The sequence below is a fragment of the Mesorhizobium sp. M1A.F.Ca.IN.022.06.1.1 genome, from assembly GCF_003952605.1.
In the GTDB taxonomy this organism is placed as follows: Bacteria; Pseudomonadota; Alphaproteobacteria; order Rhizobiales; family Rhizobiaceae; genus Mesorhizobium.
Genome location: NZ_CP034455.1, coordinates 3,154,296 through 3,177,420, shown reverse-complemented (window position 1 = coordinate 3,177,420; position 23,125 = coordinate 3,154,296). Strand labels below are relative to the sequence as shown.

Sequence of the window (23,125 nt, the reverse complement as noted above, 5' to 3'; positions counted from 1 at the left end):
ATGTCGCTGTCTTCGGCATTCAAAGAAAAATCCTTCGGCGATCTGCCCGGCTGGGACGAGGATGATCACCTCGCCGCCTTCGCGGCGTTCAAACGTTCGGCTTTCCACGTCCTGACCAAGCCCTATCGAACCGGTTCGCTCGGCGTCGCGTTCGCCGCTTTCGCCGAGGCCTATACTGAGGCGCGCTCCGTTTCGCCGGCGAACCGGTCGGAGGCGCGGTCCTTCTTCGAGCGCCATTTCGCTCCGGCTTTGGTGGCGGCCGAAAGCGGCGGCGCCGGCCTCGTCACCGGCTTCTACGAGCCCGAGGTCGAGGCCTCGCCGGTGAGGACGGAGCGGTTCACGGTGCCGCTGCTCTCCCGTCCCGCCGATCTGGTCGACATCGACGATAAAAATCGCCCCCTCGGAATGGATCCCTATCTCGCCTTCGCGCGCGCGACGACGACAGGTCCGGTCGAATATTTCGATCGCGGCGCCATCGAGCGCGGCGCGCTGTCCGGGCGGAACCTCGAGATTGCCTGGCTCGCCGACAAGGTCGATGCCTTCTTCATCCATGTGCAGGGAGCGGCGCGGCTGAAGATGGCCGATGGTCGGCTCTGCCGCGTCACCTATGCCGCAAAATCCGGCCAGCGCTTCACCGGGCCGGGCAGGATCTTGAGTGAGACCGGCGAAATCCCGCTGGAAAAAGTGACGATGCAGTCGATCCGCGCCTGGTTCAAGGCGCATCCTCAGCGGGTCGACGAGATCCTCTGGCAGAACCGCTCCTACATCTTCTTTCGTGAGGCGCCGGTCGACGACCCGGAGCTCGGTCCCATTGCCGCCGCCAAGGTGCCGCTGACGCCCGGCCGCTCGGTCGCCGTCGACCGGCTGCTGCACACCTTCGGCACGCCCTTCTATATTGTTGCGCCGACGCTCACCGCTTTCGGCGGAAAACCGTTCCGGCGGCTGATGATCGCGCAGGACACCGGCTCGGCCATCACCGGAGCGGCGCGAGGCGATCTCTTCGCCGGCTCGGGCGATGCCGCGGGCGAGATCGCCGGCGTCGTGCGCAACGTCGCCGACTTTTATGCGCTGGTCCCGCGCGGGTTGTTCGATAGGGGGCACGCGTGAACCGCCGCCACGACACGCGGAACGACGACGATCGCATCCTCTGGAACCTGGTGGCGCGTACGACGCGGCCCCTCAAAGGCAAGGCCGCGGTCGAGATTCCCGATATTGTCGAGCCGACGCCGGCGCCGGCGCCTACGCCGGCCAACGGCGTTCCCACCGCTGCCGCCAAGCCGAAGCCGCAGCACGTCGCGCATTCGCTTGACGACCAGACGCACGAGAAACTGAAAAAAGGCCGGCTGCCGATCGAGGGCAGAGTCGATCTGCACGGCATGACGCAGGACGAGGCCTATTCGCTGCTCCTCACCTTCCTGCACCGCGCCCATGCCGGCGGCATCCGCTATGTGCTGGTCATCACCGGCAAGGGCTCATCGTCCGGCGGCGACGGCATCCTGCGCCGCTCGGTGCCGCACTGGCTGTCGACCCCGGCTTTCCGGCACCTGGTCTCGAGCCACGATCACGCCGCCCGCAACCATGGCGGCTCGGGCGCGCTCTATGTGCGGCTCAGGCGGACGCGCGCATGAGGACGCCGGCCATGAGGACGCAACTGTGACCCCGTTCGGCGAAAGGCTGAGGGCGCTGCGCGCCGAGCGCGGCGTCAGCCAGAAGGCGATGGCGCAGGCCATCGGCGTCAGCGCCGCCTATCTGTCGGCGCTCGAGCATGGCCGCCGCGGCGCGCCGACCTGGACGCTGATCCAGAAGATCATCGGCTATTTCAACATCATCTGGGACGACGCCGAGGACCTTGCCCGCCTCGCCGAAACCTCGCATCCACGGGTCAGGATCGATACGTCGGGCCTGTCGCCGGCCGCGACCGAACTGGCCAATCTTCTGGCCGAGAGCATCGAGAAGCTGGACGAGGCGGAGCTGCGCCGCCTCAGCGCGTCGATTCGTGCGGCGCTGAGAAGGTAGGTCCCGAGATCTACTGCACCGAGCCGACCAGCAGCTGCTGGCCATCGCGGATCGACACCCAGCGGCCGGTGTTGTCGATCGCCTGGCGCTTGAGATAACGGTAGCCGGTCTCGTCCCAGGCTTGGACCTTGTCGGTCAAATTGTCGAGTATGTAGTCACCCTTGTCGGTGCGCACCGTCAGCACGGAATGGCCTTCGCCGTCGGGCTTGCGCACTACGGTGATCAAGAGATCCGCAAGCGAGATGCCCATGCGGTAGAGCTGGCGCCGCTTCTCCAGCACGTAGTCCTCGCAGTCGCCAAAGCCGTTGTCCGGATAGGTCCAGACCTCGTCCTTGCCGTAATTGTCGAGATCGCTCATCGGCTTGACGGCGGCGTTGACCCTGGCGGTCACGTTGATCAGCTTGCGCCACAGAGCATCGGTCAGCTTGGCCGGCGCGAGATTGGCCGGGCGAATGTTGCATTCGCTCGGATGCGTCTTGCAGAAATCATAATGTCCGATCGGCTGCGAGGTCAGGCCGCCGGTGGTCATAGCGCCGGCAGCCCATGCCGGAACCGCCCAGTGGGCCGAGATCGCCAGCCCTGCGACTGCACACAAACGCAGCATCCGCGCCATCGGTGAGGAAGTCATTGTCCCCCGGGGTCCGCCCTTGTTTATTAACGAAACGTTAAGGGGGATTTACAGTCCGTGTCAATTGAAGACAACGGCTAGTTTGGTGGCATGGTTACCCGCCAGGCCCGCATAGCGGCAGTTTGGCAACAGCGGCGTCGGGACGCCGGTCAGCCCTGAACATTGGTTGCACGGAAAGGTCACGCGCTTTGAGCGGCGCCGAGCCGCGTCCGCTTCCCGCTCAGCTCTTGGCGGAACGGACCAGCTTCGGCTTCGCCGCCAGGCGGGTCTGGCGGCCGTAGCTGGAGATGAAGTCCAGAATGCGCGGCACGATCTCCGACCGGAACCGCGAGCCGTTGAAGACGCCGTAATGGCCGACGGCCGGCTGCACGTAGTGGGCCTGCCGGTCGGCCGGAATGTTCACGCAAAGCTCATGCGCGGCCTGGGTCTGGCCGAGCCCGGAAATGTCGTCGTTCTCGCCCTCGACGGTGAACAGCGCGACGTTGCGGATCGCCTGGGGATCGACGGCCTCGCCGCGATGCGTCATCTCGCCCTTCGGCAAGGCGTGGCGGACGAACACCGTATCGACCGTCTGCAGGTAGAACTCCGCCGTCAGGTCCATCACCGCCAGATATTCGTCATAGAAGTCACGGTGCTTCTCGGCGCTGTCGCCGTCGTTTTTCACAAGGTGCATGAAGAAGTCCTTGTGGGCGATGATGTGGCGATCGAGATTCATGCTCATGAAGCCCGAAAGCTGCAGGAAGCCGGGATAGACATCGCGGCCGAATCCGGGCACCGGCCAGGGCGCCTGCATGATGACGTTCTCGCGAAACCAGTCGGTGCCCTTTTCCCCGGCGAGCAGATTGACCGCGGTCGGATTGCGGCGGGTATCGATCGGCCCGCCCATCAGCGTCATGGTTGACGGCACGAAGGGGTCGCCGCGCTTTTCCATCAGCGCCACCGCCGCCAGCACCGGCACCGAGGGCTGGCAGACTGCCATCACATGGGTATCGGGACCAAGCGCGTGGAACATCTCGATGACATAGTCGATATAGTCGTCGAGATCGAAGCTGCCCTGCGACAGCGGGACCATGCGGGCGTCGACCCAGTCGGTGATGTGCACGTCGGCGTGAGGAAGCATCGCCTCGACCGTGCCGCGCAGCAGCGTCGCATAATGGCCGGACATCGGCGCCACGATCAGTAGCTTCGGATCGGGCTTGCGGCCCGCGGGAAGCTGGCGCTCGAAGCGGACGAGGTTGCAGAACGGCTTCGACCACACGGTTCGTTCGGCGACGTCGACGCTCTTCCAGTCGACCACCGCCTTGGTCAGGCCGAATTCAGGCTTGCCGTAGCGGCGCGTCGTGCGCTCGAAGAGTTCCGCGGCTGCCGCGACCGAGCGTCCGAGCGCCGTATGCGAAACCGGATTGAGCGGGTTGGAATAGAAGAACCGCACCGCATCTGCGTAAAGGCGGGCGGGCTGCAGCGCCGCATGGTTCAGTTCGTAGAGCTGGTAGAACATCAAGAACCCCGCTGCTGCCTGACGACCAAAGGGCCGACGAGCAGCGCCGAGCCTTGAATGTCTCGCAGTGAGGTTAACAAGATATTGTTGCGATGCAATACGTCAATTGCCGTGACGAATGCTGCTTTGGTCCAAACTGTTGAAAACTCGTCACGTATGGCGGAGCCGGCTCACTGTGCGCTGCCGCAATGTGTAGGAAATATGTCCGGCTCCCTCTTGCCGGACATCGAGATCTTAAACGCGCGCCATGCAGACTGCGGTGTGGCCCGAGCCGATGAAGCCGAGCTGGGTGGCGGCGCCGCGGGAGAGGTCGAGCACGCGGCCCCGGACGAACGGGCCGCGATCGTTGATGCGCACGACGACGCTGCGGCCGTTGTTCTTGTTGGTGACCCTGAGCTTGGTTCCGAACGGCAAGCTGCGGTGCGCTGCAGTCAGCGCGGCGGGGTTCATGCGCTCGCCGGAGGCGGTTCTGGAATGCAGCGCGTACCAGGAAGCGCGGCCGCATTGTGCGGCGGCTGAAGAGGCGGAAGAGGCGCCAGCCATCAGGCCAGCCGCGATCGTTGCCGCGACAAGCGCGGTGCGGTTGGTTTTATTCATCTTTTAGGGGTGGGCTCCGTTATAGACAACCCGCCGTAAGTGCCGAATGAGGCATGAAATGCGGCAAGCGTCTGGCGGTTCCATGGCAAAGGCACACGTTTGGAGTCGCCGCGAAACAGTTTGTCATGACATCTCCCGCGAGCGCCAGCGTATTCTTCATGGAGGCCGACCCGGTTTTGCAGGAAGTCCCGAGTAGGAGCGGCCCTCGGGGCGCAAGTAAAAGCGGGAGCGATTGCTTCGCTTCCTTCTACTCCTTTACTGCGCGCGCGTTCCGGTGAAGGATCGACGGGGATTTCGCCGATGCGACTGATCAGAAATTTACTGGCGCTGATCGTGCTGGCGATCGGCGTGCTGTGGTCGCTGCAAGGGCTTGGGCTGGTCCAAGGCAGCTTCATGACCGGCCAGAGGGAATGGCTCTATATCGGGCTCGTCACCACGCTGCTCGGCCTGCTCGGCCTCCGTTGGGCAAACCGCCCGAGCGTTTGATCCGACCGGCAAGATGGCGCCGCGCGTCCGCTTGGACGGACGGCGCCTTGATGGCGTCGTTTCAACCTTGACAGCCACGCAAGGACCCCGCCGCCCGTGAAATTCCATTCCGCCACTCGTCGCCGGAATGGCACGATCTATCTTCTTTCCGGATGAAAAGGGCTGGAAAAGACAACAGCGTGTGATCTGCGAACCCGGCATGGCGTTCGGCGGCATCATGCGCAGACTGGTGACGGCCGATCCCGTCGGAACTGCTTCCCATGGAGGGTCCGAGATGAGCGTGCACAGGAAAGCGGCGCCGGACGGCGCGGAAAGCGCTTTGTCGCGGTTGCGTCCGCCTTACGCCTCCGTGCTCGACCTGATCGGCCAGACGCCGGTGGTCGAGCTCACCAAATTCGATACCGGCAAGTGCCGGCTGTTCATCAAGCTCGAGAGCCAGAATCCCGGTGGCTCGATCAAGGACCGCATCGCGCTGTCGATGATCGCGGCCGCCGAGAAGGATGGCAGGCTGAAGCGCGGCGGCACCATCGTCGAGGCCACCGCCGGCAACACCGGCCTCGGCCTCGCCCAGGTCGGCATTCCCAAGGGCTACCGCATCATTCTCGTCGTGCCCGACAAGATGTCGCGCGAGAAGATCCAGCATCTGCGCGCTCTGGGCGCCGAGGTGCGCATGACCCGCTCCGATGTCGGCAAGGGCCATCCCGAATATTACCAGGACATGGCCGAGAAGATCGCCGCCGAAATTCCCGGCGCCTTCTATGCCAACCAGTTCGCCAATCCCGCCAATCCGCTGGCGCACGAAAGCACCACCGGCCCGGAAATCTTTTCGCAACTCGAAGGCGATGTCGACGCGGTGGTGGTCGGCGTCGGTTCCGGCGGCACGCTCACCGGTGTCGGCCGCTTTTTCGCGAAGCATTCGCCGAAGACCGAGATGGTGCTTGCCGATCCGGTCGGCTCGGTGCTGGCGCCGTTGATCAAGACCGGCAAGATGACAGAGGCCGGCAGCTGGACCGTCGAAGGCATCGGCGAGGATTTCGTGCCGCCCAATGCCGATCTGTCGCTGGTCAAGAAAGCCTATTCCATCCCCGACAAGCAGAGCATGCTGGCGGTGCGCGACCTGCTGTCCAAGGAAGGCATCCTGGCCGGCTCGTCCTCCGGCACGCTTCTGTCGGCGGCACTGCGCTACTGCCGCGATCAGACGACGGCCAAACGCGTGGTCACCCTCGTCTGCGACAGCGGCAACAAATATCTGTCGAAGGTCTTCGACGACATCTGGCTCGCCGAGCAGGGCTTGGCCGACCAAGAGCAGCACGGCGACCTGCGCGACCTCGTCATGCGCTCGCCGCGCACTGGTGACATCGTGACCGTTGGCCCCGAGGAAACCCTGCTCAACGCCTATGGCCGCATGCGCCGCTCCGATGTCTCGCAGCTACCGGTGCTGGATGACGGCAAGCTCGTCGGCATCGTCGACGAGAGCGATATCCTGGCCAAGGTCGACGGCCCCTATGACGGCCGCTGGGATCGCTTCAACGCCCCGGTGCGCACGGCCATGACCTCGAACCTGCACACGTTGCAGGCCAGCCAGACGCTCGACGCGCTGCTCCCCGTCTTCGACCGCAACGAGGTCGCCATCGTCTTCGAGGGCGACGAATTTATCGGCCTGATCACCCGTATCGACCTGATCAACCATCTGAGGCGTCGCGCAAAATGACTTCGAACGGCAAGAACCGCCTGGCCTTTTCCACTCGCACCATCCATGGCGGCCAGAGCCACGATCCGCTGACCGGCGCGGTGATGGTGCCGATCTACGCCACCTCCACCTATGGCCAGCAGTCACCCGGCGTGCACAAGGGTTTTGAGTATGCTCGCAGCCAGAACCCGACGCGCTTCGCCTTCGAACGGGCCGTCGCCGACCTCGAAAGCGGCACCGCGGCCTTCGCCTTCGCCTCAGGCCTGGCCGCGATAGCCACGGTGCTGGAGCTTTTCGACGCCGGCGCCCATGTGGTGGCCACCGACGACATCTATGGCGGCTCGTTCCGGCTCATGGAGCGGGTGCGCAAGCGTTCCGCCAGCCTGCAGGTCAGCTTCGCCGACTTCACCGATCTCGCCGCCGTCGAGAGTGCGATCCGCTCTGAGACAAAGCTGCTCTGGGTCGAGACGCCGACCAACCCGCTGCTGCGCGTCGTCGACCTCGAAGGCCTGGCGGCGCTGGCCAGGCGCAAAGGCCTGCTGACTGTCGCCGACAACACTTTTGCCAGCCCCTACATCCAGCGGCCGCTGGAGCTCGGCATCGACATCGTCGTCCACTCGACGACGAAATACTTGAACGGACATTCCGACATGGTCGGCGGCGTGGCGGTCGTCGGCGACGACAAGGATTTGGCCGATCGGCTGAAATTCCTGCAGAACGCCATCGGCGCCATTTCCGGCCCGTTCGACAGTTTTCTGGCGCTGCGCGGCATCAAGACGCTGGCGCTTCGGATGGAGCGCCATTCCGCCAACGGCCTGAAGATCGCGCAGTGGCTGGAAGCCCGCAAGGACGTGCGCCGCGTCATCTACCCCGGGCTGGCGAGCCACCCGCAGCACGAGATCGCCAAGCGCCAGATGCACGCCTTCGGCGGCATGATCTCGGTCGACCTCGACCGCGACCTCGCCGGCACCAAACGCTTCCTCGAACGCACGCAGCTTTTCACGCTCGCCGAAAGCCTCGGCGGCGTCGAAAGCCTGATCGAGCATCCGGCGCTGATGACGCACGGCTCGATCCCCGCGGAAAAGCGCGGGGCGATCGGGATATCGGATTCGCTGGTGCGGCTGTCGGCCGGTATCGAGGATGGCGATGATCTGATCGCGGATCTGGAGCAGGCGTTGCGGGGGTGAGTGCCTTCGAGGATCAATCGTTGTGATCCTTCGCGCCCCCCTCTGTCCTGCCGGACATCTCCCCCACGAGGGGGAGATTGGCTGTTTCATCGCCTCACCCTTGCTGCAACGCCGGTAATTTGCGAAAGCCGCCGTGACATCTGATCTGCCCCCTTGAGGGGGAGATGGCCGACAGGCCAGAGAGGGGCGCTGTCCCGGCGACATCTCGGTGCCTGTGCCATTGCAGACCGCAATCCACCGACTAAACTGCCTGCCAACATGCGATCTCCGGAGGCGTGATGCGCGTGATCGTGTTGGGTGGCGGCGTTGTCGGCGTCACCACCGCCTATCAGCTGCAAAAGGACGGGCACGAGGTGGTCGTCCTCGAGCGCCAGAGCCAAGTCGCCGCCGAGACCAGTTGGGGCAATGCCGGCATGATTGCGCCGGGACATTCCTTCGTCTGGTCGTCGCCCAGGGCGCCATTGGTCCTGTTGAAATCGCTGGTGCTGAAGGATCAGGCGCTGCGCTTCAAGCTGTCGGCCGATCCGAGGCTTTACAGCTGGTCATGGCTGTTCCTGATGGAATGCACGGCCGAGAAGGCCAGGCGCAACACGCTGCTCAAGCATCGGCTTGCCGTCTATTCACAGAGCGTGCTGCACGAGGTGATTGCCGACGAGCAGATCGACTACGACCGCAACGGTCGTGGCATCCTCTATTTCTATCGCAGCCAGCAGGCGCTCGATAAAGGCGTCGAGCATATGCGGCTGCTGGAATCGGACGGCCAGCTGATCAAGGTGCTTGACCGCGACGCCATCGTCGCGCTCGACCCGTCGCTGGCTTCCGCGCGGGAAAAGATCGCCGGCGGCATCCATTGCCCCGACCGACGAGACCGGCGACCCGGCGAAGTTCACCCGGGCGCTTGCCGCGAAGATCGTCGAGCGCGGCGGCGAAATCCGCACCGGCACGACCATCATCGGCATCGAGACCTCGGGCGATGGCGTCACCCAGGTGCTGACCGACAAGGGCAGCGTCAAGGGCGACGCCTATGTGCTGGCGCTCGGCTCCTACAGCCCGCTGATCGCGAAGACCGTCGGGATCAACCTGCCGATCTACCCGATCAAGGGTTATTCGCTGACCATTCCGATCGGCAACCGGCCTCGGCCGCCGGCCATCGCGGCGATCGACGAGCACAATCTGGTCGCCGTGTCGCGCTTCGGCGACCGGCTGCGCGTCACCGCCACGGCCGAATTCGCCGGCTACGACATCAGCCACAGGCCGGCCGATTTCGCCTTCATGAAGGGCGTGACGCAGGAGCTTTATCCCGAGGGCGCCGACTATGACCGCGCCGAGATGTGGGCGGGCTTGAGGCCGATGACGCCGAACAATCTGCCCGAATTCGGGTGCCGCCGCCTCGGCAATCTCTATCTCAACACCGGGCACGGCCATATCGGCTGGACCATGTCGCATGGCTCGGCGCGCATCACCGCCGACCTGATCGCCGGCCGCAAGCCGGCCATCTCGATGGACGGTCTTTTGAATTGAGAGCATGATCCCGGGGGATCGGGCAAAAAAGGGGAATGTCATGTCCATCAGCGCGGCTGCTACCCGCCCTCAATCTTCGGGACCGGTCGATCCCAAGCCGGTCGATCTGGGCGTGCTTCCGTCCGAACTCGACGGCGGCCTTGCCTCGCGCGCGGCGATCGGGCTTGCGATCCTCGCCACCGACCAGACGCTGGAGCATGAGTTCCGCGCGTTGGTGCGCATTCCGGGCGTCGCCTTCTACGAGGCCCGCCTCTTCAACGACAACGACATCACCCCCAACACGCTGCGCGCCATCGGCCCGCGCATCGCGCCGACCGTCGACCTCATCCTGCCCAGCATCCCGCTCGACGTCGTCGGCTTCGGCTGCACCTCGGCCACCATGACGCTCGGCGAGGAAGCCGTCTTCGCCGAGATCAGGAAGGCGCGGCCGGGCGTCGCCTGCACCACGCCGGTGACGGGCGCGCTTGCCGCCTTCAAGGCGCTCGGCGCCAAGGGCATCGGCCTGCTGACGCCTTATGCCCCCGAGATCAACCAGGGTCTCGTCACCTATTTCACCGGACGCGGCCTCGATATCGCCGCCGTCGCTACTTTCGACCGGCGCGACGACCGCGAGGCGGCCCGCATCTCGCTCGCCTCGATCCAGGCCGCGGCCGAGCGCATGGCGGCGGCGCCCGGCGTGGAAGCGATCTTCATCTCCTGCACCAGCCTGCGCGTCGCCGAGGCGGTGGCGGAACTGGAGCAACGCATCGGCATTCCCGTCACCTCGTCCAACCACGCCATGGCCTGGCACTGCCTGCGGCTAGCCGGCATCGACGACGTCGTGCCTTCCGGCGGCCGGCTGTTCGCGTTGCCGATTGCCTGATCCGATTGGCAGATTGGCCTGTTCGAAATCCGCCGGTTAACGTTTGCGGAAAAGGTTGCTTAACGCTTCGCTACTATGTCCCGCTTCGGGAGGCAGGACAGAGTGAGCGCGATGAACGACAGCCCCGAAAAGCGCAATGAATGGCGCGCCATCTTCTACGTGCAGGCGCGTGTGGCGATCCTGTTCGTCCCGATCATCGTCAGCCTGCTGATCATCGGCGCGCTTGCCGGCAACGACCGCGATCACGTCGTCATCGACCGGACCGTCACCAGCTCGGTGAAGTAGGCGACCCGGCAAGAGGCTCGCGGTATTCCGTGCACGCTAGACAAAGCGCGGGATCGGGCCGTTCTGCGCCGTCGTGCGGTCGCCGAGGTCGATGAACACCTCGTCGACATAGCACCAGCCCCAGCCTTCGGGCGGATCGTAGCCTTCGATGACCGGATGCTGAGTGGCGTGGAAATGCTTGGTGGCGTGGCGGTTGGGCGAGTCGTCGCAGCAGCCGACATGGCCGCAGGTGCGGCAGAGTCTGAGATGCACCCACCAGGAGCCGCTCTTCAGGCATTCCTCGCAGCCGAGGGCGCTCGGCACCACATCCTTTATGTCGTCCGTATGCCTGCATTCGTCCATCAGGGTCTCCTTTCGGGCTGAGCAGCACGCCCGCCGTTGCGCGCAAGATAGGCATGCAGCGCGGCCACCACCTGAGCGCCTTCGCCGACGGCGGCCGCGACACGCTTGGTCGAGCCGCAGCGCACATCGCCGATGGCGAACACGCCGCTGCGGCTCGTCTCCATCGGGCCGTGTCCCGGCGCCACATCCGGTCCGGTGCGCACGAAGCCCTTAGCGTCGAGCGCCACGTCGCAGCGCGCCAGCCAGTCGGTGTTCGGGTCGGCGCCGATGAACAGGAAGAGGTGGTGGATGGTCCGCGTCGTCGCCACGCCGGTGACCCGGTTGCGCCAGCACAGCTGGTCGAGGTTGCCGTCATGGCCGTCGAGCGCCTCGACCTCGGTTTCCGTCAGCACCTCGATGTTCGGCTGCGCCACGATCCGCTCGACCAGATAGCGCGACATGGTGGCGTCAAGGCTGTCGCGCCGCGCCAACAGCGTCACCTTGCGCACCTGGCTGGCGAGAAAGACGGCCGCCTGGCCGGCCGAGTTGCCGGCGCCGACCAGCGCCACTTCCTGGTCCCGGCAGAGCCGTGCTTCGATCGGCGAGGCCCAGTAATGCACGGACGTGCCCTCGAACTGCGCGATATTGGCGATGTCGAGGCGACGGTAGCGCGCGCCGCTGGCGATCACCACGGTGCGCGCGCGCAGGGTCTCGCCGTCGCCAACGTCCAGCCGGTAGCCGGCCATGTTGTCGGCGGCGCCGAGCAATTTGGCTTCATCGGGGATCACCATCTCGACCCCGAACTTCTGCGCCTGGTTGTAGGCGCGCGCCATCAGCGCCATGCCCGTAATGCCGGTCGGAAAGCCGAGATAGTTCTCGATGCGCGAGGATGCCCCCGCTTGCCCGCCGAAGGCGCGGCAGTCGAGCACGATGGTCGACAGCCCCTCGGAGGCCGCATAGACCGCGGCCGCCAATCCCGCCGGCCCGGCGCCGACGATGGCAACGTCGTAGATCTTGCCGGCGTCGAGCGGCCGCAGCAGCCCGACGCAGCGGGCGAGATCGCTTTCGCCGGGATTGTGCAGCAGCTTGCCGTTGGGACAGAGCACGATCGGCAGATGGTGCGGATCGACATGAAAACGCTCGATCAGCGTCTTGGCGCAGGGATCGGTGTCGGAATCGAGCGCGCGGTGCGGCAGGCCGCTGCGGGTGAGGAAACCCTGCAGCCGCAGCACATCGCCATTGCTGGGACGGCCGATGACGATCGGCCCGCTGGTGCCGCTCTCGAGCAGGCCGACACGGCGCAGGATCAGCGCGCGCATGACGCGCTCGCCGAGATTCGCCTCCTGCACCATCAGATCGCGCAGCCGCTGCGAGGGGACGACGATGGCTTCGACCGGCTCGGTCGCCTCGGCATTGACCAGCGACGGCCGGCTCGAAAGCTGCGCCAGCTCGCCGATGAAATTGCCCGGACCATAGGTGATGATCGCCTCGCGCGGGCCAAGACCGCTGGCCTGCGTGATGTCGACCTTGCCCGACAGGATGACGACCAGTCCGGGCGAGACCGTGCCGGCCGTCACGATATGCTCGCCGGCGCCGTAGGCTCTTGGCACGCCGAAGCGGCGCATGCGCTCGATGTCCGCATTGGCGAGCACGGGGAACATCTGGTCGCGGCGGGCGGCGATGGTCGGGCTGACGGAGGGGGCCATGACCCGACCGTAGCGTCCGCGGCAGCGGGTTTGAAGCGGTTTGTTCAGGGACTGGCCGGAAGGGCAGGTGGCCGCTACGCTGTCAGCTATCCGAGCGACCTCGCCAGCTTGCGCAGCGCCCCCTGCGGATCATCGGCAATGACGGAGCCATGCGAGACGAGGATGCGCTTGAGCGCCGGCAGGTCAGCCCATCGTCTCAATTGCGCTGCGAGTGCCGCCTTGTCGCCGACCATCGTCAGCTTGACCGGCCAGGGTATACGCGGCTCATCACCGGCAAATCCCATCATGCGCAATGCCCAGCCGGCAAAACCGGATGCGCCGCGGATGTTGCCGACGATATCATTGAGAACGAGCGTCGTGCCGTTCGGTCCGACGATTTGCAGCGCCGCTTCGCGATCACGGGTTCCGGGGACGGTGACGAGCTTGACGTCGGGATCGCCAAAGTCGCCGCGTGCCGCATCGACATGCACCACCTTCTCGACGCTGTTGCGCGCGCCCGCCGGTGCAATCACCTGCAGGGTGGGATAGCGATCTTTCCATGGCTTTGCATCGAGCCGGTGATGGTCGTTAGGGACGATCAGGAAGGCCGGTTGGCCGAAGGCCTCGATCGCGCGCATCTGTTCGTCATCGAGCGCGATGGCGCTGAAGATGACGAGCCGTCCGTCGCGCAATCGCACCACGGTCATGCGCCGTTTCAGCTTGCCGACCGGCATCGGTATGTCGCCGGTCACCGTCAGAATATCGTCGTCGACAGGAGAGAGCCTGCCATGCGGCAGAACCTTCCACTCCTTGAACGGCGCGGGCATCACGGAACCTCGGCTTAACAGACAAGATAGGAACGGTTTAACCCGAGACGAGTTGCAGGCACAAAAAAGCCCGGAAAATCCGGGCTTTTTGCTCATCGCGTCAGATCGTCTGAAACGGGAATTTGGTGCCCAGAAGAGGACTCGAACCTCCACTCCTTGCGGAACACGGACCTGAACCGTGCGCGTCTACCAATTCCGCCATCTGGGCTGGTGGGCGCTCATGTAAGCGGGCAAACGAAGCGTGTCAACGCGGTTTTTTCGAGGAGCTCAAGACTGACCAGAGGGCAGCTGGGGTTCATTTCAGGCACGGACGGCAATTGTCGGCGTCGGCCCCGCCCCTCATCGCCCTGCCGGGCACTTCTCCCCGTATAGGACGGGGAGAAGGGCTGGCCGCGGCGTTGGCGTCCTCTTGAGACGCTGGCGATTGGCGAAATCGGCGGCCGGAGCTTTCCTCTCCCCGTCACTATACGGGGAGAGGATGCGGCGAGACGGAATTCCGAGCTGAAGCGGTTGTCCCGAGACGGCCACCCGTTCCGAGCGGGGCCGGAACGATAGAACCCCTCACCCCTCCAGCACTTCCTTCTTTGCCACGGTGGAATCGGCGTTGAGCTTGTAGATCACCGGCACGCCGGTGCCGAGCTCCAGCTTGACGATCTCTTCGCCCGACTTGCCGTCCAGCGCCATGATCAGCGCCCGCAGCGAATTGCCGTGGGCGGCGACCAGCACCGTCTCGCCGCGCAGCACATGCGGCTGCACGTCGTGCAGGTAATAGGGCCAGACACGCGCGCCGGTGTCCTTCAGGCTTTCGCCACCGGGAGGCGATACGTCGTAGGAGCGGCGCCAGATATGCACCTGCTCGTCGCCCCACTTCTTGCGCGCGTCATCCTTGTTGAGGCCGGAGAGATCGCCATAGTCGCGTTCGTTGAGCGCCTGGTCGCGGACGGTCTCGAGCTTGCTTTGGCCGACCACGTCGAGAATGTGCTGGCAGGTCTTCTGCGCCCGCTTCAGCGCCGAGGTGTAAGCGATGTCGAATTTCAGCCCGCGCGCCTTGAGCTTCTCGCCGGCGGCAAGCGCCTCCGCATTGCCCTGGTCGGTGAGGTCGACATCGCGCCAGCCGGTGAACAGGTTCTTCAGGTTCCATTCGCTCTGGCCGTGGCGCACGAGCACGAGAGTTCCCGACATGTTTGCTCCTGATACGTGGTTGGATTTGAGCAATTCCAGGAAAAGTGTGTAGCGGTTTTCAGCCCGGAATTGCGGAAGAAAAGCAGAAAAAACCGCCTCAGCCCAGGCCGAGCACGTCCCGCATGGAATAGAGGCCCGGCTTCTTGCCTCGGCCCCAGAGCGCCGCCTTGACCGCGCCGCGGGCAAAGATCGCCCGGTCCTCGGCCTGGTGGGCGAGCGTGATGCGCTCGCCGGTGCCGGCCAGGATCACGCTGTGCTCGCCGACCACCGACCCGCCGCGCAAGCTGGCGAAGCCGATCGTGCCGGCCTTGCGGACGCCGGTATGGCCGTCGCGCACACGCACGCTGTTGTCATTGAGCGCGATCTCTCGTCCTTTGGCCGCCGCTCCGCCGAGCAGCAGCGCCGTGCCGGACGGCGCGTCGACCTTGTGCCTGTGGTGCATCTCCAGGATCTCGATGTCGAAATCCTGCGCATCGAGCGCGCGCGCCGCCTGCTCCACCAGCACCGCCAAAAGATTGACGCCGAGGCTCATATTGCCGGATTTGATGATGGTCGCGTGGCGCGCCGCCGCGGCGATCTTCGCATCGTCATCGGCCGAACAGCCGGTCGTGCCGATGACATGGACGATGCGCGCCTGCGCGGCATAGCCGGCGAATTCGACGCTTGCGCCCGGGGCCGTGAAATCGAGCACGCCGTCGGCCTTGGCGAAGGCCGGCAGCGGGTCGTCGGCGATCGGCACATTGATGCTGCCGATGCCGGCGAGCTCTCCGGCATCCTTGCCGAGATGCGGTGAACCCGGCCGCTCGACGGCACCGGCAACGCACGCGCCGGGAATGGAGTGGATGGCGCGGATCAGCGTCTGACCCATCCGGCCGGCGGCGCCCACCACCACCAGGCCCATATCGCCCGTTTCGCTCATGCGCTTCTCCCGACGGTCTTCTTCGCGCGCGTGCGCGGCAGCGGAGTTTGGGTTGTCTTGGCGTCATCGACAAGCCCCAGCCCCTTCTTGCCCTGCACCCGGTGGAAGCGGGCGTAGACGCTGTGCGGGTCGGCCATCAGCGAGGCGTGTGTGCCTTCCTCAACCAGCCGTCCCTCTTCCAGCACGATGATGCGGTCGGCATTGACCACGGTCGACAGCCGATGCGCGATGACGATGGTGGTGCGGCCTTCCATGACATGGGTGAGCGCTTCCTGGACGCGCGCTTCGGCCTCGTTGTCGAGCGCCGACGTAGCCTCGTCGAGCAGCAGGATCGGCGCCTGGCGCACGATGGCGCGGGCGATCGAGACGCGCTGGCGCTGACCGCCGGAAAGCGTCGAGCCGCCTTCGCCGACCGGCGTGTCGTAGCCTTGCGGCTGCTGGCGGATGAACTCGTCGGCGGCGGCCTGTTTCGCCGCCTGCTCGATCTCCGCGTCGGTGGCCGAGAGCCGGCCGTAGCGAATGTTGTCGCGGATCGTGCCTTCGAAGAGATACGGCGCCTGCGAGACATAGGCGATCGATTGGCGCAGCGACCGCTTCGTCACCTTCGAGATGTCCTGGCCGTCCACCTCGATGCTCCCCTCGTCGACGTCATAGAAGCGCTGCAAGAGCGCCACCAGCGTCGACTTGCCGGCGCCCGAAGCGCCGACGATCGCCGTCACCTTGCCGGCGGCGGCGGTAAAGCTCAGATCCCTCAGCACCGGCATGTCGGCGCTATAGCCGAACGTCACATTGTTGAAGGTCACTTCGCCGGAAATGATCTTCGCTTCGGCGGCGTCGGGCGCGTCGCTTTGTTTCGGCTCGAGGTCGAGCAATTCATAGATCATGCGCGCGTTGACCAGCGCGCGTTCCATCGCCACCTGCATGCGCGCCAGCCGCCGCGCCGGATCATAGGCCAAGATCAGCGCGGTGATGAAGGAAAAGACCGCGCCCGGCGGCTGACCGAGATACAATGCCCGATAGCCGGAATAAGCGATGACGGCGGTCACGGCGAGGCCGGCCAGCATGTCCGAAATCGGCGACAGCCGTTCCGAGACGCGGGCAATCTTGTTGCTGCGCTGTTCGGCCGTGTCGGCCATGCTGCCGATGCGGCGCTTAAGCTCGTCCTCCAGGGTGAAGGCCTTGACGATGGCGATGCCTTGGGTGGCCTCCTGCACCGACCCGCTCAGCCGAGAATTGATCAGCACGGATTCCCGATTGATCTTGCGCACCCGGCGCGTGATGTAGACGACGGCCCAGATCAGCGGCGGCCCGATCAGCAGCGAGCTCAGCGACAACACCGGATCCTGGTAGACCATGAGGCCGACCAGGCCGACGAGCGTCACTGCGTCGCGAGTGATCGAAATCAATGTCAGCGACAGCAGGTCGCGGATGCCGCCGATATTCTCGTCCAGCTGCGCCGCCAGTCGACCCGAGCGCGTGTCGTTGAAGAAATTGACGCCGAGCTTCATCAGTTGGTCGAAGCTGCGCTTCTGGTAGCGGGCGACCAGATTGTTGCCGATCGTGGCCAGCATCACCGCCTGGCCGTAGCCGGCGAAGCCGCGCACGAGGAAGGCGCCCATGAAGCCGGCGCAAATCCACCAGACGGCGTCGCTGCTCCGCTCGTAGAATATCTGATTGACCATCGGCGCCATGACCCAGGCCGAGAAGGCGGTCGCGCCGGAAACCAATAACGAGCAGACGATGACGATCGCATAGGACCAGCGATGGTCATAGCCGTTCTCGGCGATGATACGGCGCAGTACCGCCGTGACCTCGCCGGGCCGGGTCTTTAGCTTGTTTGGATTTTGAAATGTCAAATCGGCAGCGCTTCGTGGGTTCTCGTCAAAGGTCGCGGAGCATGTCGGCACCCTCTTAGCGCCCCGGCTACGGCTTGCCTATGGCGAAACTTCGTCGCGGTGGCCGATTGCCATCCCGCACCGGCGCGCTCATGCCCGCCAGTGCCGTCCGGCGGTCTGAACGCCGAACAGCGACGGGGTTCTGGCATAGGCGGCCAGCCCGAGAAGCGCCGCCAGCGGGTGGGTGATGACATAGACCGGCATCGTGCGCATCAGCGCGCTGTGCGGCGCCTTGTCCTCGAACGCGGCGCGGAAATTGCCGGCTTTCAATGCCGGCACGATTTTTTGCGCGATGCCGCCGGTCAGGAAAACGCCGCCGCGGCTCATGAACACCAGCGCGAGATCGCCCGCGGTGCGGCCGAGGCAGGTGACGAACAGTTCCAGCGCTTCCTGTGCCACCGGATCGGATTTGGCGAGCGCGGCCGCGGTAACTTCCGCCGGCGTCGTGAAAGGCGTCGGCTTTGCGTCGGCCCTGGCCACCGCGCGATAGACATTGACCAGTCCGCGGCCGCACAGGATCTGCTCGCCGGAGATGCGACCCTCGAGCTTTTCGATATGCGGAAACACTTCGAAGTCGCGCGGCGTGCGCGGGCCGATATCCATATGCCCGCCCTCGCCCGGCACCGGTATCCAGCGGCGCAGCGCGTAGATCAGCCCCGCGACGCCGAGCCCCGTCCCCGGGCCGAGCACGACCCGGCCGGCATTCGGCTCCGGCGTCCCGCCGCCGATCTTTTCCATATGCTCTTCGCCCAGCGCCACCACCGCCAGCGCCTGCGCCTCGAAATCGTTGAGCACGACGATCTCGCTCAAGCCCAGATTGGCAAACATCTGGTGCGGCTTGACCACCCAGGGGCAGTTGGTCAGCCGGATCTCGTCGCCGTCGACCGGCCCGGCCACCGCCAGCACCGCCGAATGCGGCTGGATCGACGAGCGGTCGAGCACCGCCGCCTGGATCGCCTCGTCGATGGTCTTGAAATTGGCCGTCTGGACGATTTGCGGCTCGGTCGCTTCCGAATTGGCGTCGAGCACGATCGAGAAACGCGCATTGGTGCCGCCGATATCACCGATCAGGACCGGAAACCGCAGCGCTGTATCGTCTTCGCCAACCATGCTTTTTGTCCCGTTCGTTCCCGCTCCGTCGCTGACTAGCGCATGGTCCTGCAAAGGGAAAGCGGCTTCGGTGCCTATCTCGAGCGTCGGCGCCGCCCCTCCCCTGCCTGTCGGCATCCTCTCCCCGTCAGTGACGGGGAGAGGGGCACTGTCGCCAATGGTTTCGCCAATCGCCAGCTTCGCAAGAAGAAAGCCCGCATTGCGGCAGCCAGGCGGATGTGGGGCGCCGCCGGCCTCGACCATCTGGACGCCGTGGCGCGGCCCTCAGTTCCCCGGCTTTGGCCGGGGCACTGGGATGCCGATTTTGGGCGTCGGCGCAAAGGAGCTCGCCGCCGCCGGCAGCGTCGTCGCATCGCTGGAGATCGTCTCCGCCGGCTCGGTCGCTTTCGATTTGGCCGCCGCCACCGCTGCCGCGCCGTCGCCCTGATAGGTGACCGCTTCCAGAGAAGGCGCGTCCGGCGCTGCAAGCACCGCCTGGCACTCCTTCGGCAAATTGGCCATGGTCATCAGATCGCGCGCTTTCGGCGCATCCGGGTTCTTGTTGGGCCGCCACGGCTCCTCGGTGAACCACCAGGCAAGCGGTTTGCCGCAGCCGTCATCGGCCGGCGTCGCCTCCTGCGCCTTGCAGCCGGGCGAGCCCGCCTGGCAGCCGATGCGCATGTGGAAATGATAGTCATGGCCCCAGAACGGCCGGATCTTGCGCAGCCAGGAGCGGTCGCCGGTGACCGTGTCGCAAAGTTTCTTCTTGATGCCCGGATTGACCAGGATGCGCTCGACCTCCGGGTAGCTCGCCGCGCGCTTCAAAAGCCGCGTATGGGACGGCGTCCACAGCGCGTCCTTCACCAGATGCGTCTTCTCGTCGACCATCAGCGTCGCGCTCATGCTCTCGCGCTGCGCCATGGTCAGCGGCCGCCGCGGCATCGGTGTCAGCCAGATGTCGGCATCGAGGCCGATCTGATGCGAGGCGTGGCCGGTCGTCATCGGGCCGCCGCGCGGCTGTGAGACATCGCCGACCAGCAGCCCCGGCCAGCCATCCGCCTGGGCGTCTCGCGCGAGCTTCTCGATCAGCGCAATCATCGCCGGATGGCCCCAGCGTCGGTTTCGCGAGGGGCGCATCACCTCCCAACTCGGCCCGTCCACCGGCAAGCCGACGCCGCCGGTGAAGCAGCCTCTTGAGTAAAAGCCGAAGGATTGCGCTTGCGCCGCCGCCGGCAGCTTCTTGGCGCCGAACAGGTCTTTTGCGCGCGGTTCGGCCGAGATCGCGGCCGCCGCCAGCCCGGCTAAGGTCACCAGGGCAAGCGCGGCGGTCAGGAACAGCTTCCTGTCGGGCAGCGGTCGCAACGTCATCAGGTCGGGTCCCCTCTCCAGTGGCGCGACGCAATCTCGGGCGGCATGCTAAAACATGTCTCCCGAAAGTGGGACCCGGTTTCGGGACAAAGACATGCATAAAATCAAACCTGGAGCGCACGAAGCGGATCCGAAAGATTCGCGACGCAGTTCAGGCGCGAATCATATCACGCCATGCACGTCGCTTCGCTCACGAGCGTTTCATCGGGCTGCGCGGCTGTCCGTCTCGCCAGTTGCCGTCGGCCCACATCCGCTCCAGCGCCACCCGGTAATTCGGCAAACGAAAGCTGTAGCCGGCCGCTTTGATCGCGGCGTTGGCGACGCGCTTGTTCTCGCCGTAAAAGGACCGCGCCATGGGCGAAAGTTGCGCGGTTTCGAAGGGAATTTCCGGCGGCGCCTCCACGCCCATCACCCCGGCGGCGTAGGCGACGACATCCTGCGGCGGCGCCGGCTCGTCGTCGGTGACATTGAAGATGCCGCCGCGGTTCCTATCGGCCAGGTGCCACAGGGCCCCGGCGATGTCGTCGCAATGGATGCGGTTGAAGACCTGGCCGGGCTTGACCAGGCGCCTCGCGGTGCCGTCCTCGAGATTGACCAGTGCGTTGCGGCCCGGGCCGTAAATGCCGGAAAGCCGCAGGATCGCTATCGGCTTTCCGATTTCCCGCCCAAGAGCCAGCCATTCCTGTTCGGCCGCCACCCGCATTACCGAGCGCTTCGAAACCGGCCTGCACTCGGCGCTCTCGTCCACCCAGGCGCCGCCATGGTCGCCGTAGACGCCGACGGTGGAAAGATAGCCGATCCATTGGAGCGCCGGCATCTTGGCCCGGATCGCCTCGCCGACCGCATTGAGCACCGGATCGCCCGCTTCGTCCGGGGCGACCGAGACGATGAGATGTGTTGTGTGCCGAAGCGCGTCGCTGATTTCCGCCGTCAACGAACCGTCGAAGCTTAACGGATTGATGCCTGCCTGCCGCAACACCTCGAATTTTTCCGGCGATCGCGTCGTCCCAAGGATCGGCGCGCCATCTTCATTGGCTCTCGCAAAAGCCTTGCCGGAATAGCCGGCGCCGAAAATGAAGAAGCGTCTCTCGCCCATCAATTAAATCCTCTTCTTCAATGGTCCTTTGCGGGAACCGGCAGCGCTGACAGCCATTCCTCGCGCACCGTTGCATCGCCTTCGGCCTGCAAGGCCGATGCGGCGAGCTCCGCAAAATCGCGCCGCTCCATCAGTCGCGATAGCGCCCATACTGCCGCACCCCGCACCAGCGGCGAGCCGTCGTCGATTAGGCCGCGCGCGATCGGCGTCAGCGAGGCATCGTCCGAATTGCCGGCGGCGATCAGCGCGTTGCGGATGAAACGGTCGCGGCCGATGCGCTTGATCGGCGAGCCCGAGAAAAAGGAGCGGAACGTCGCATCGTCGAGCAACAGCAGCTCCGACAGCCGCGGCTCGCGCAGATTTTCGCGAGCGGCAAGCTTGGCCTCGGCGGCGACGCTGGCGAATTTGTTCCACGGACACACGGCGAGGCAGTCGTCGCAGCCATAGATGCGGTTGCCGATCGCCTCGCGAAATTCGCGCGGGATCGGTCCCTTGTTCTCGATTGTGAGGTAGGAGATGCAACGCCGCGCATCGAGCCGGTAGGGCGCCGGGAAGGCATCGGTTGGGCAGATGTCGAGGCAGGCGCGGCAGGAGCCGCAATGGTCGATCTCGGCTTTGTCCGGCTCAAGCTCGGCCGTGGTGAAGATGGTGCCGAGGAACAGCCATGAGCCATGCTCGCGGCTCACCAGGTTGGTGTGCTTGCCCTGCCAGCCCAGCCCCGCGGCTTCGGCAAGCGGCTTTTCCATCACCGGCGCGGTGTCGACGAAGACCTTCACGTCGCCGCCGGCCCGCGCGACGATCTTGCCCGCGATTTCCTTCAGCCGACCTTTCATCACGTCGTGATAGTCGCGATTGTGCGCGTAGACCGAGATCGCGCCGCGATCGTGTTTGTCGAGGACATCGCGCGGATCCCGGTCCGGACCGTAGTTCATGGCGAGCACGATGATCGAACGCACTTCCGGCCACAGCGTCGAAGGCTCGGCGCGCCGCCCGATCGTCTCGGCGATCCAGTCCATCGAGCCGTGAAATCCCTCGGCGACAAACTCGGCCAGGCGCGCGGGAGCCAGCGGGATCGCGTCCGGCCGGGTGACGGCAACGGCGTCGAAGCCGGCGCGGCGCGCCTCCGCGTCGATCAGCGCGCGCAGCTTCGTCGTGTCAGAAATCGAGGTCCGCATAATGCGATACCGGCGACAGGCCGCGCACGCGATCGGTGAGCAGCGGCCGGAACGACGGCCGTGATTTCACGCGAGTATACCATTCGCGCGCCGCCGCGTGCTCGCGCCAGTCGATCTCGCCGAGATAGTCGAGCACGGAAAGCGTCGCGGCCGCGGCGAGGTCGGCATAGGTCACCTTGTTGCCGGCCAGCCAATGACGCGTGCCCGCCAGCCAGTTGGTGTATTTCATGTGCTGGCGGATGTTGGCGCGCGCGGCGCGGATTGCGCCCGAATCGGGTGAGCCGCCGCCCGCCGTCTCCGGCATCACCGGCTTCAGCACCCGCTCGCGCACCAGATGGCGGGTGACCTCGCTTTCGGCCTTGCTGAGATACCAGTCGGTCAGTCGCCGGATTTCGGCGCGCTGCATCGGGTCCTCGGCAAACAGCCGCCTGTCGCGCTTCAGCACCCCGCGTGTCTCGTCAAGATATTCGGCAATGACCATGGCGCCGACGATTGGCACATCGCCTTCGGCCAGCAGGATCGGCAGCGTGCCGGCCGGATTGAGCGCCAGAAACTCCTTGCGCCGGGTCCAGGGTTTCTCCTCGATCAAGGCCAGCTCCTCGCCATACTCGCCGAAGGCGAGGCGGACGAACCGGCAGGTGGCGAACATCGGGTGGTGAAAAAGCGTCAGCATGGTTCCGCGATGATAGGGCGCACTGGCAAATTGGTGTGAGCGCCGGTAAGTCTTGGCGGCCCGATTCCAGGGACTGTCATGTGTTGCGACCTATAGGGGCACTTCCGCGCCATGACAAGCAAGCC

General features: G+C 65.4%; 23 protein-coding genes, 1 tRNA gene and 1 pseudogene. 10 read left to right on the top strand and 15 right to left on the bottom strand.

All coding sequences use genetic code 11. The features are described 5' to 3' along the window. Genes EJ078_RS15085 through EJ078_RS15075 form a run of 3 tightly spaced genes read left to right on the top strand, consistent with a single transcriptional unit; the run spans position 1 to position 2,016 of the window. A complete protein-coding gene (locus EJ078_RS15085; RefSeq protein ID WP_127216584.1) occupies positions 1-1,107 on the top strand; it encodes a murein transglycosylase A in 1,107 nt (368 codons plus the stop codon). Next, the gene (locus EJ078_RS15080) at positions 1,104-1,628 is read left to right on the top strand and encodes a Smr/MutS family protein (protein ID WP_127216583.1); all 525 of its coding nucleotides are present in this window, start codon (positions 1,104-1,106) and stop codon (positions 1,626-1,628) included. Before EJ078_RS15085 ends, EJ078_RS15080 begins: the two co-directional genes overlap by 4 nt. A gap of 25 nt (positions 1,629-1,653) precedes the next feature. Next, positions 1,654-2,016: a helix-turn-helix transcriptional regulator gene (locus EJ078_RS15075; RefSeq protein ID WP_066991880.1), complete on the top strand. Its 363-nt coding sequence runs from the start codon at positions 1,654-1,656 to the stop codon at positions 2,014-2,016. Positions 2,017-2,026: 10 nt separating this feature from the next. Here EJ078_RS15075 and EJ078_RS15070 read toward each other — a convergent pair whose 3' ends face one another. From EJ078_RS15070 to EJ078_RS15060, 3 genes are all read right to left on the bottom strand, one after another. Beyond that, on the bottom strand, positions 2,027-2,644 hold the full coding sequence (locus tag EJ078_RS15070; RefSeq protein ID WP_127216582.1) for a transglutaminase-like cysteine peptidase: 618 nt from the start codon (positions 2,642-2,644) through the stop codon (positions 2,027-2,029). Positions 2,645-2,864: 220 nt separating this feature from the next. After that, a complete protein-coding gene (locus tag EJ078_RS15065) occupies positions 2,865-4,142 on the bottom strand; it encodes a polyhydroxyalkanoate depolymerase (RefSeq protein WP_127216581.1) in 1,278 nt (425 codons plus the stop codon). Positions 4,143-4,376: 234 nt separating this feature from the next. Beyond that, positions 4,377-4,739: a septal ring lytic transglycosylase RlpA family protein gene (locus EJ078_RS15060; RefSeq protein ID WP_066991454.1), complete on the bottom strand. Its 363-nt coding sequence runs from the start codon at positions 4,737-4,739 to the stop codon at positions 4,377-4,379. 300 nt (positions 4,740-5,039) lie between these two features. On the opposite strand from EJ078_RS15060, the gene EJ078_RS15055 reads away from it, so the two are divergent. From EJ078_RS15055 to EJ078_RS15030, 7 genes and pseudogenes are all read left to right on the top strand, one after another. Further along, positions 5,040-5,225: a hypothetical protein gene (locus tag EJ078_RS15055; RefSeq protein ID WP_067323495.1), complete on the top strand. Its 186-nt coding sequence runs from the start codon at positions 5,040-5,042 to the stop codon at positions 5,223-5,225. 274 nt (positions 5,226-5,499) lie between these two features. Then, a complete protein-coding gene (locus tag EJ078_RS15050) occupies positions 5,500-6,936 on the top strand; it encodes a pyridoxal-phosphate dependent enzyme (RefSeq protein ID WP_127216580.1) in 1,437 nt (478 codons plus the stop codon). Beyond that, positions 6,933-8,102, top strand: coding sequence for a PLP-dependent aspartate aminotransferase family protein (locus EJ078_RS15045; RefSeq protein ID WP_127404110.1), 1,170 nt, complete (start codon positions 6,933-6,935; stop codon positions 8,100-8,102). The genes EJ078_RS15050 and EJ078_RS15045 overlap by 4 nt, the downstream gene beginning before the upstream one ends. Positions 8,103-8,380: 278 nt before the next feature. Then, a pseudogene (locus EJ078_RS30450) lies at positions 8,381-8,935 on the top strand (FAD-dependent oxidoreductase); the annotation flags it as partial. Then, positions 8,880-9,623, top strand: a complete 744-nt coding sequence (locus EJ078_RS30445; protein WP_245458843.1) for an FAD-dependent oxidoreductase — start codon at positions 8,880-8,882, stop codon at positions 9,621-9,623. The pseudogene EJ078_RS30450 and the gene EJ078_RS30445, both read left to right, overlap by 56 nt. A 40-nt stretch (positions 9,624-9,663) precedes the next feature. Next, positions 9,664-10,485 carry an aspartate/glutamate racemase family protein gene (locus EJ078_RS15035; protein WP_127404109.1) on the top strand — a complete coding sequence of 274 codons (822 nt, stop codon included), beginning with the start codon at positions 9,664-9,666 and terminating at the stop codon, positions 10,483-10,485. Positions 10,486-10,587: 102 nt separating this feature from the next. Further along, on the top strand, positions 10,588-10,770 hold the full coding sequence (locus EJ078_RS15030) for a hypothetical protein (RefSeq protein ID WP_164746949.1): 183 nt from the start codon (positions 10,588-10,590) through the stop codon (positions 10,768-10,770). Positions 10,771-10,806: 36 nt separating this feature from the next. Here the strand turns inward: EJ078_RS15030 and EJ078_RS15025 are convergent, their stop codons facing one another. The 12 genes from EJ078_RS15025 to EJ078_RS14970 form a co-directional block, all read right to left on the bottom strand. Next, on the bottom strand, positions 10,807-11,112 hold the full coding sequence (locus EJ078_RS15025; protein ID WP_067003235.1) for a UBP-type zinc finger domain-containing protein: 306 nt from the start codon (positions 11,110-11,112) through the stop codon (positions 10,807-10,809). After that, the gene (locus EJ078_RS15020; protein ID WP_127216377.1) at positions 11,112-12,797 is read right to left on the bottom strand and encodes a cyclic nucleotide-binding domain-containing thioredoxin-disulfide reductase; all 1,686 of its coding nucleotides are present in this window, start codon (positions 12,795-12,797) and stop codon (positions 11,112-11,114) included. Before EJ078_RS15020 ends, EJ078_RS15025 begins: the two co-directional genes overlap by 1 nt. A gap of 86 nt (positions 12,798-12,883) precedes the next feature. Further along, positions 12,884-13,603, bottom strand: coding sequence for a hypothetical protein (locus EJ078_RS15015; protein ID WP_127216378.1), 720 nt, complete (start codon positions 13,601-13,603; stop codon positions 12,884-12,886). Positions 13,604-13,726: 123 nt separating this feature from the next. After that, positions 13,727-13,811 (bottom strand) — tRNA-Leu (locus EJ078_RS15010). A gap of 353 nt (positions 13,812-14,164) precedes the next feature. Further along, positions 14,165-14,785, bottom strand: coding sequence for a 2,3-bisphosphoglycerate-dependent phosphoglycerate mutase (locus EJ078_RS15005; RefSeq protein WP_127216379.1), 621 nt, complete (start codon positions 14,783-14,785; stop codon positions 14,165-14,167). Positions 14,786-14,882: 97 nt separating this feature from the next. Continuing rightward, positions 14,883-15,704 (bottom strand): 4-hydroxy-tetrahydrodipicolinate reductase, encoded by an 822-nt coding sequence (dapB, locus tag EJ078_RS15000; RefSeq protein ID WP_095799539.1) that lies wholly within the window; start codon positions 15,702-15,704, stop codon positions 14,883-14,885. Continuing rightward, entirely contained in the window at positions 15,701-17,560 is a 1,860-nt protein-coding gene (locus EJ078_RS14995) for an ABC transporter ATP-binding protein (protein ID WP_127216380.1), read from the bottom strand. Before EJ078_RS14995 ends, dapB begins: the two co-directional genes overlap by 4 nt. A gap of 129 nt (positions 17,561-17,689) precedes the next feature. Next, a complete protein-coding gene (locus EJ078_RS14990; protein WP_067003316.1) occupies positions 17,690-18,709 on the bottom strand; it encodes a glucokinase in 1,020 nt (339 codons plus the stop codon). A 264-nt stretch (positions 18,710-18,973) separates the two neighbouring features. Continuing rightward, positions 18,974-20,056, bottom strand: a complete 1,083-nt coding sequence (mepA, locus tag EJ078_RS14985) for a penicillin-insensitive murein endopeptidase (RefSeq protein ID WP_208720730.1) — start codon at positions 20,054-20,056, stop codon at positions 18,974-18,976. Positions 20,057-20,246: 190 nt separating this feature from the next. After that, entirely contained in the window at positions 20,247-21,152 is a 906-nt protein-coding gene (locus EJ078_RS14980; protein WP_127403347.1) for an SDR family oxidoreductase, read from the bottom strand. A 17-nt stretch (positions 21,153-21,169) separates the two neighbouring features. Continuing rightward, the gene (gene queG / locus EJ078_RS14975) at positions 21,170-22,327 is read right to left on the bottom strand and encodes a tRNA epoxyqueuosine(34) reductase QueG (RefSeq protein ID WP_127215926.1); all 1,158 of its coding nucleotides are present in this window, start codon (positions 22,325-22,327) and stop codon (positions 21,170-21,172) included. Then, positions 22,308-23,000, bottom strand: coding sequence for a glutathione S-transferase family protein (locus EJ078_RS14970; protein ID WP_067003220.1), 693 nt, complete (start codon positions 22,998-23,000; stop codon positions 22,308-22,310). Before EJ078_RS14970 ends, queG begins: the two co-directional genes overlap by 20 nt. Positions 23,001-23,125: the final 125 nt, after the last annotated feature.

Excerpts from the sequence above, each read along its gene's own strand:
- EJ078_RS15085 (WP_127216584.1), top strand. The coding sequence starts at position 1 with ATGTCGCTGTCTTCGGCATTCAAAGAAAAATCCTTCGGCGATCTGCCC.
- EJ078_RS15070 (WP_127216582.1), bottom strand. The coding sequence starts at position 2,644 with ATGACTTCCTCACCGATGGCGCGGATGCTGCGTTTGTGTGCAGTCGCA.
- EJ078_RS15065 (WP_127216581.1), bottom strand. The coding sequence starts at position 4,142 with ATGTTCTACCAGCTCTACGAACTGAACCATGCGGCGCTGCAGCCCGCC.
- EJ078_RS15060 (WP_066991454.1), bottom strand. The coding sequence starts at position 4,739 with ATGAATAAAACCAACCGCACCGCGCTTGTCGCGGCAACGATCGCGGCT.
- EJ078_RS15055 (WP_067323495.1), top strand. The coding sequence starts at position 5,040 with ATGCGACTGATCAGAAATTTACTGGCGCTGATCGTGCTGGCGATCGGC.
- EJ078_RS15050 (WP_127216580.1), top strand. The coding sequence starts at position 5,500 with ATGAGCGTGCACAGGAAAGCGGCGCCGGACGGCGCGGAAAGCGCTTTG.
- EJ078_RS15045 (WP_127404110.1), top strand. The coding sequence starts at position 6,933 with ATGACTTCGAACGGCAAGAACCGCCTGGCCTTTTCCACTCGCACCATC.
- EJ078_RS15035 (WP_127404109.1), top strand. The coding sequence starts at position 9,664 with ATGTCCATCAGCGCGGCTGCTACCCGCCCTCAATCTTCGGGACCGGTC.
- EJ078_RS15025 (WP_067003235.1), bottom strand. The coding sequence starts at position 11,112 with ATGGACGAATGCAGGCATACGGACGACATAAAGGATGTGGTGCCGAGC.
- EJ078_RS15020 (WP_127216377.1), bottom strand. The coding sequence starts at position 12,797 with ATGGCCCCCTCCGTCAGCCCGACCATCGCCGCCCGCCGCGACCAGATG.
- EJ078_RS15015 (WP_127216378.1), bottom strand. The coding sequence starts at position 13,603 with ATGCCCGCGCCGTTCAAGGAGTGGAAGGTTCTGCCGCATGGCAGGCTC.
- EJ078_RS15005 (WP_127216379.1), bottom strand. The coding sequence starts at position 14,785 with ATGTCGGGAACTCTCGTGCTCGTGCGCCACGGCCAGAGCGAATGGAAC.
- dapB (WP_095799539.1), bottom strand. The coding sequence starts at position 15,704 with ATGAGCGAAACGGGCGATATGGGCCTGGTGGTGGTGGGCGCCGCCGGC.
- EJ078_RS14990 (WP_067003316.1), bottom strand. The coding sequence starts at position 18,709 with ATGGTTGGCGAAGACGATACAGCGCTGCGGTTTCCGGTCCTGATCGGT.
- mepA (WP_208720730.1), bottom strand. The coding sequence starts at position 20,056 with ATGACGTTGCGACCGCTGCCCGACAGGAAGCTGTTCCTGACCGCCGCG.
- EJ078_RS14980 (WP_127403347.1), bottom strand. The coding sequence starts at position 21,152 with ATGGGCGAGAGACGCTTCTTCATTTTCGGCGCCGGCTATTCCGGCAAG.
- queG (WP_127215926.1), bottom strand. The coding sequence starts at position 22,327 with ATGCGGACCTCGATTTCTGACACGACGAAGCTGCGCGCGCTGATCGAC.
- EJ078_RS14970 (WP_067003220.1), bottom strand. The coding sequence starts at position 23,000 with ATGCTGACGCTTTTTCACCACCCGATGTTCGCCACCTGCCGGTTCGTC.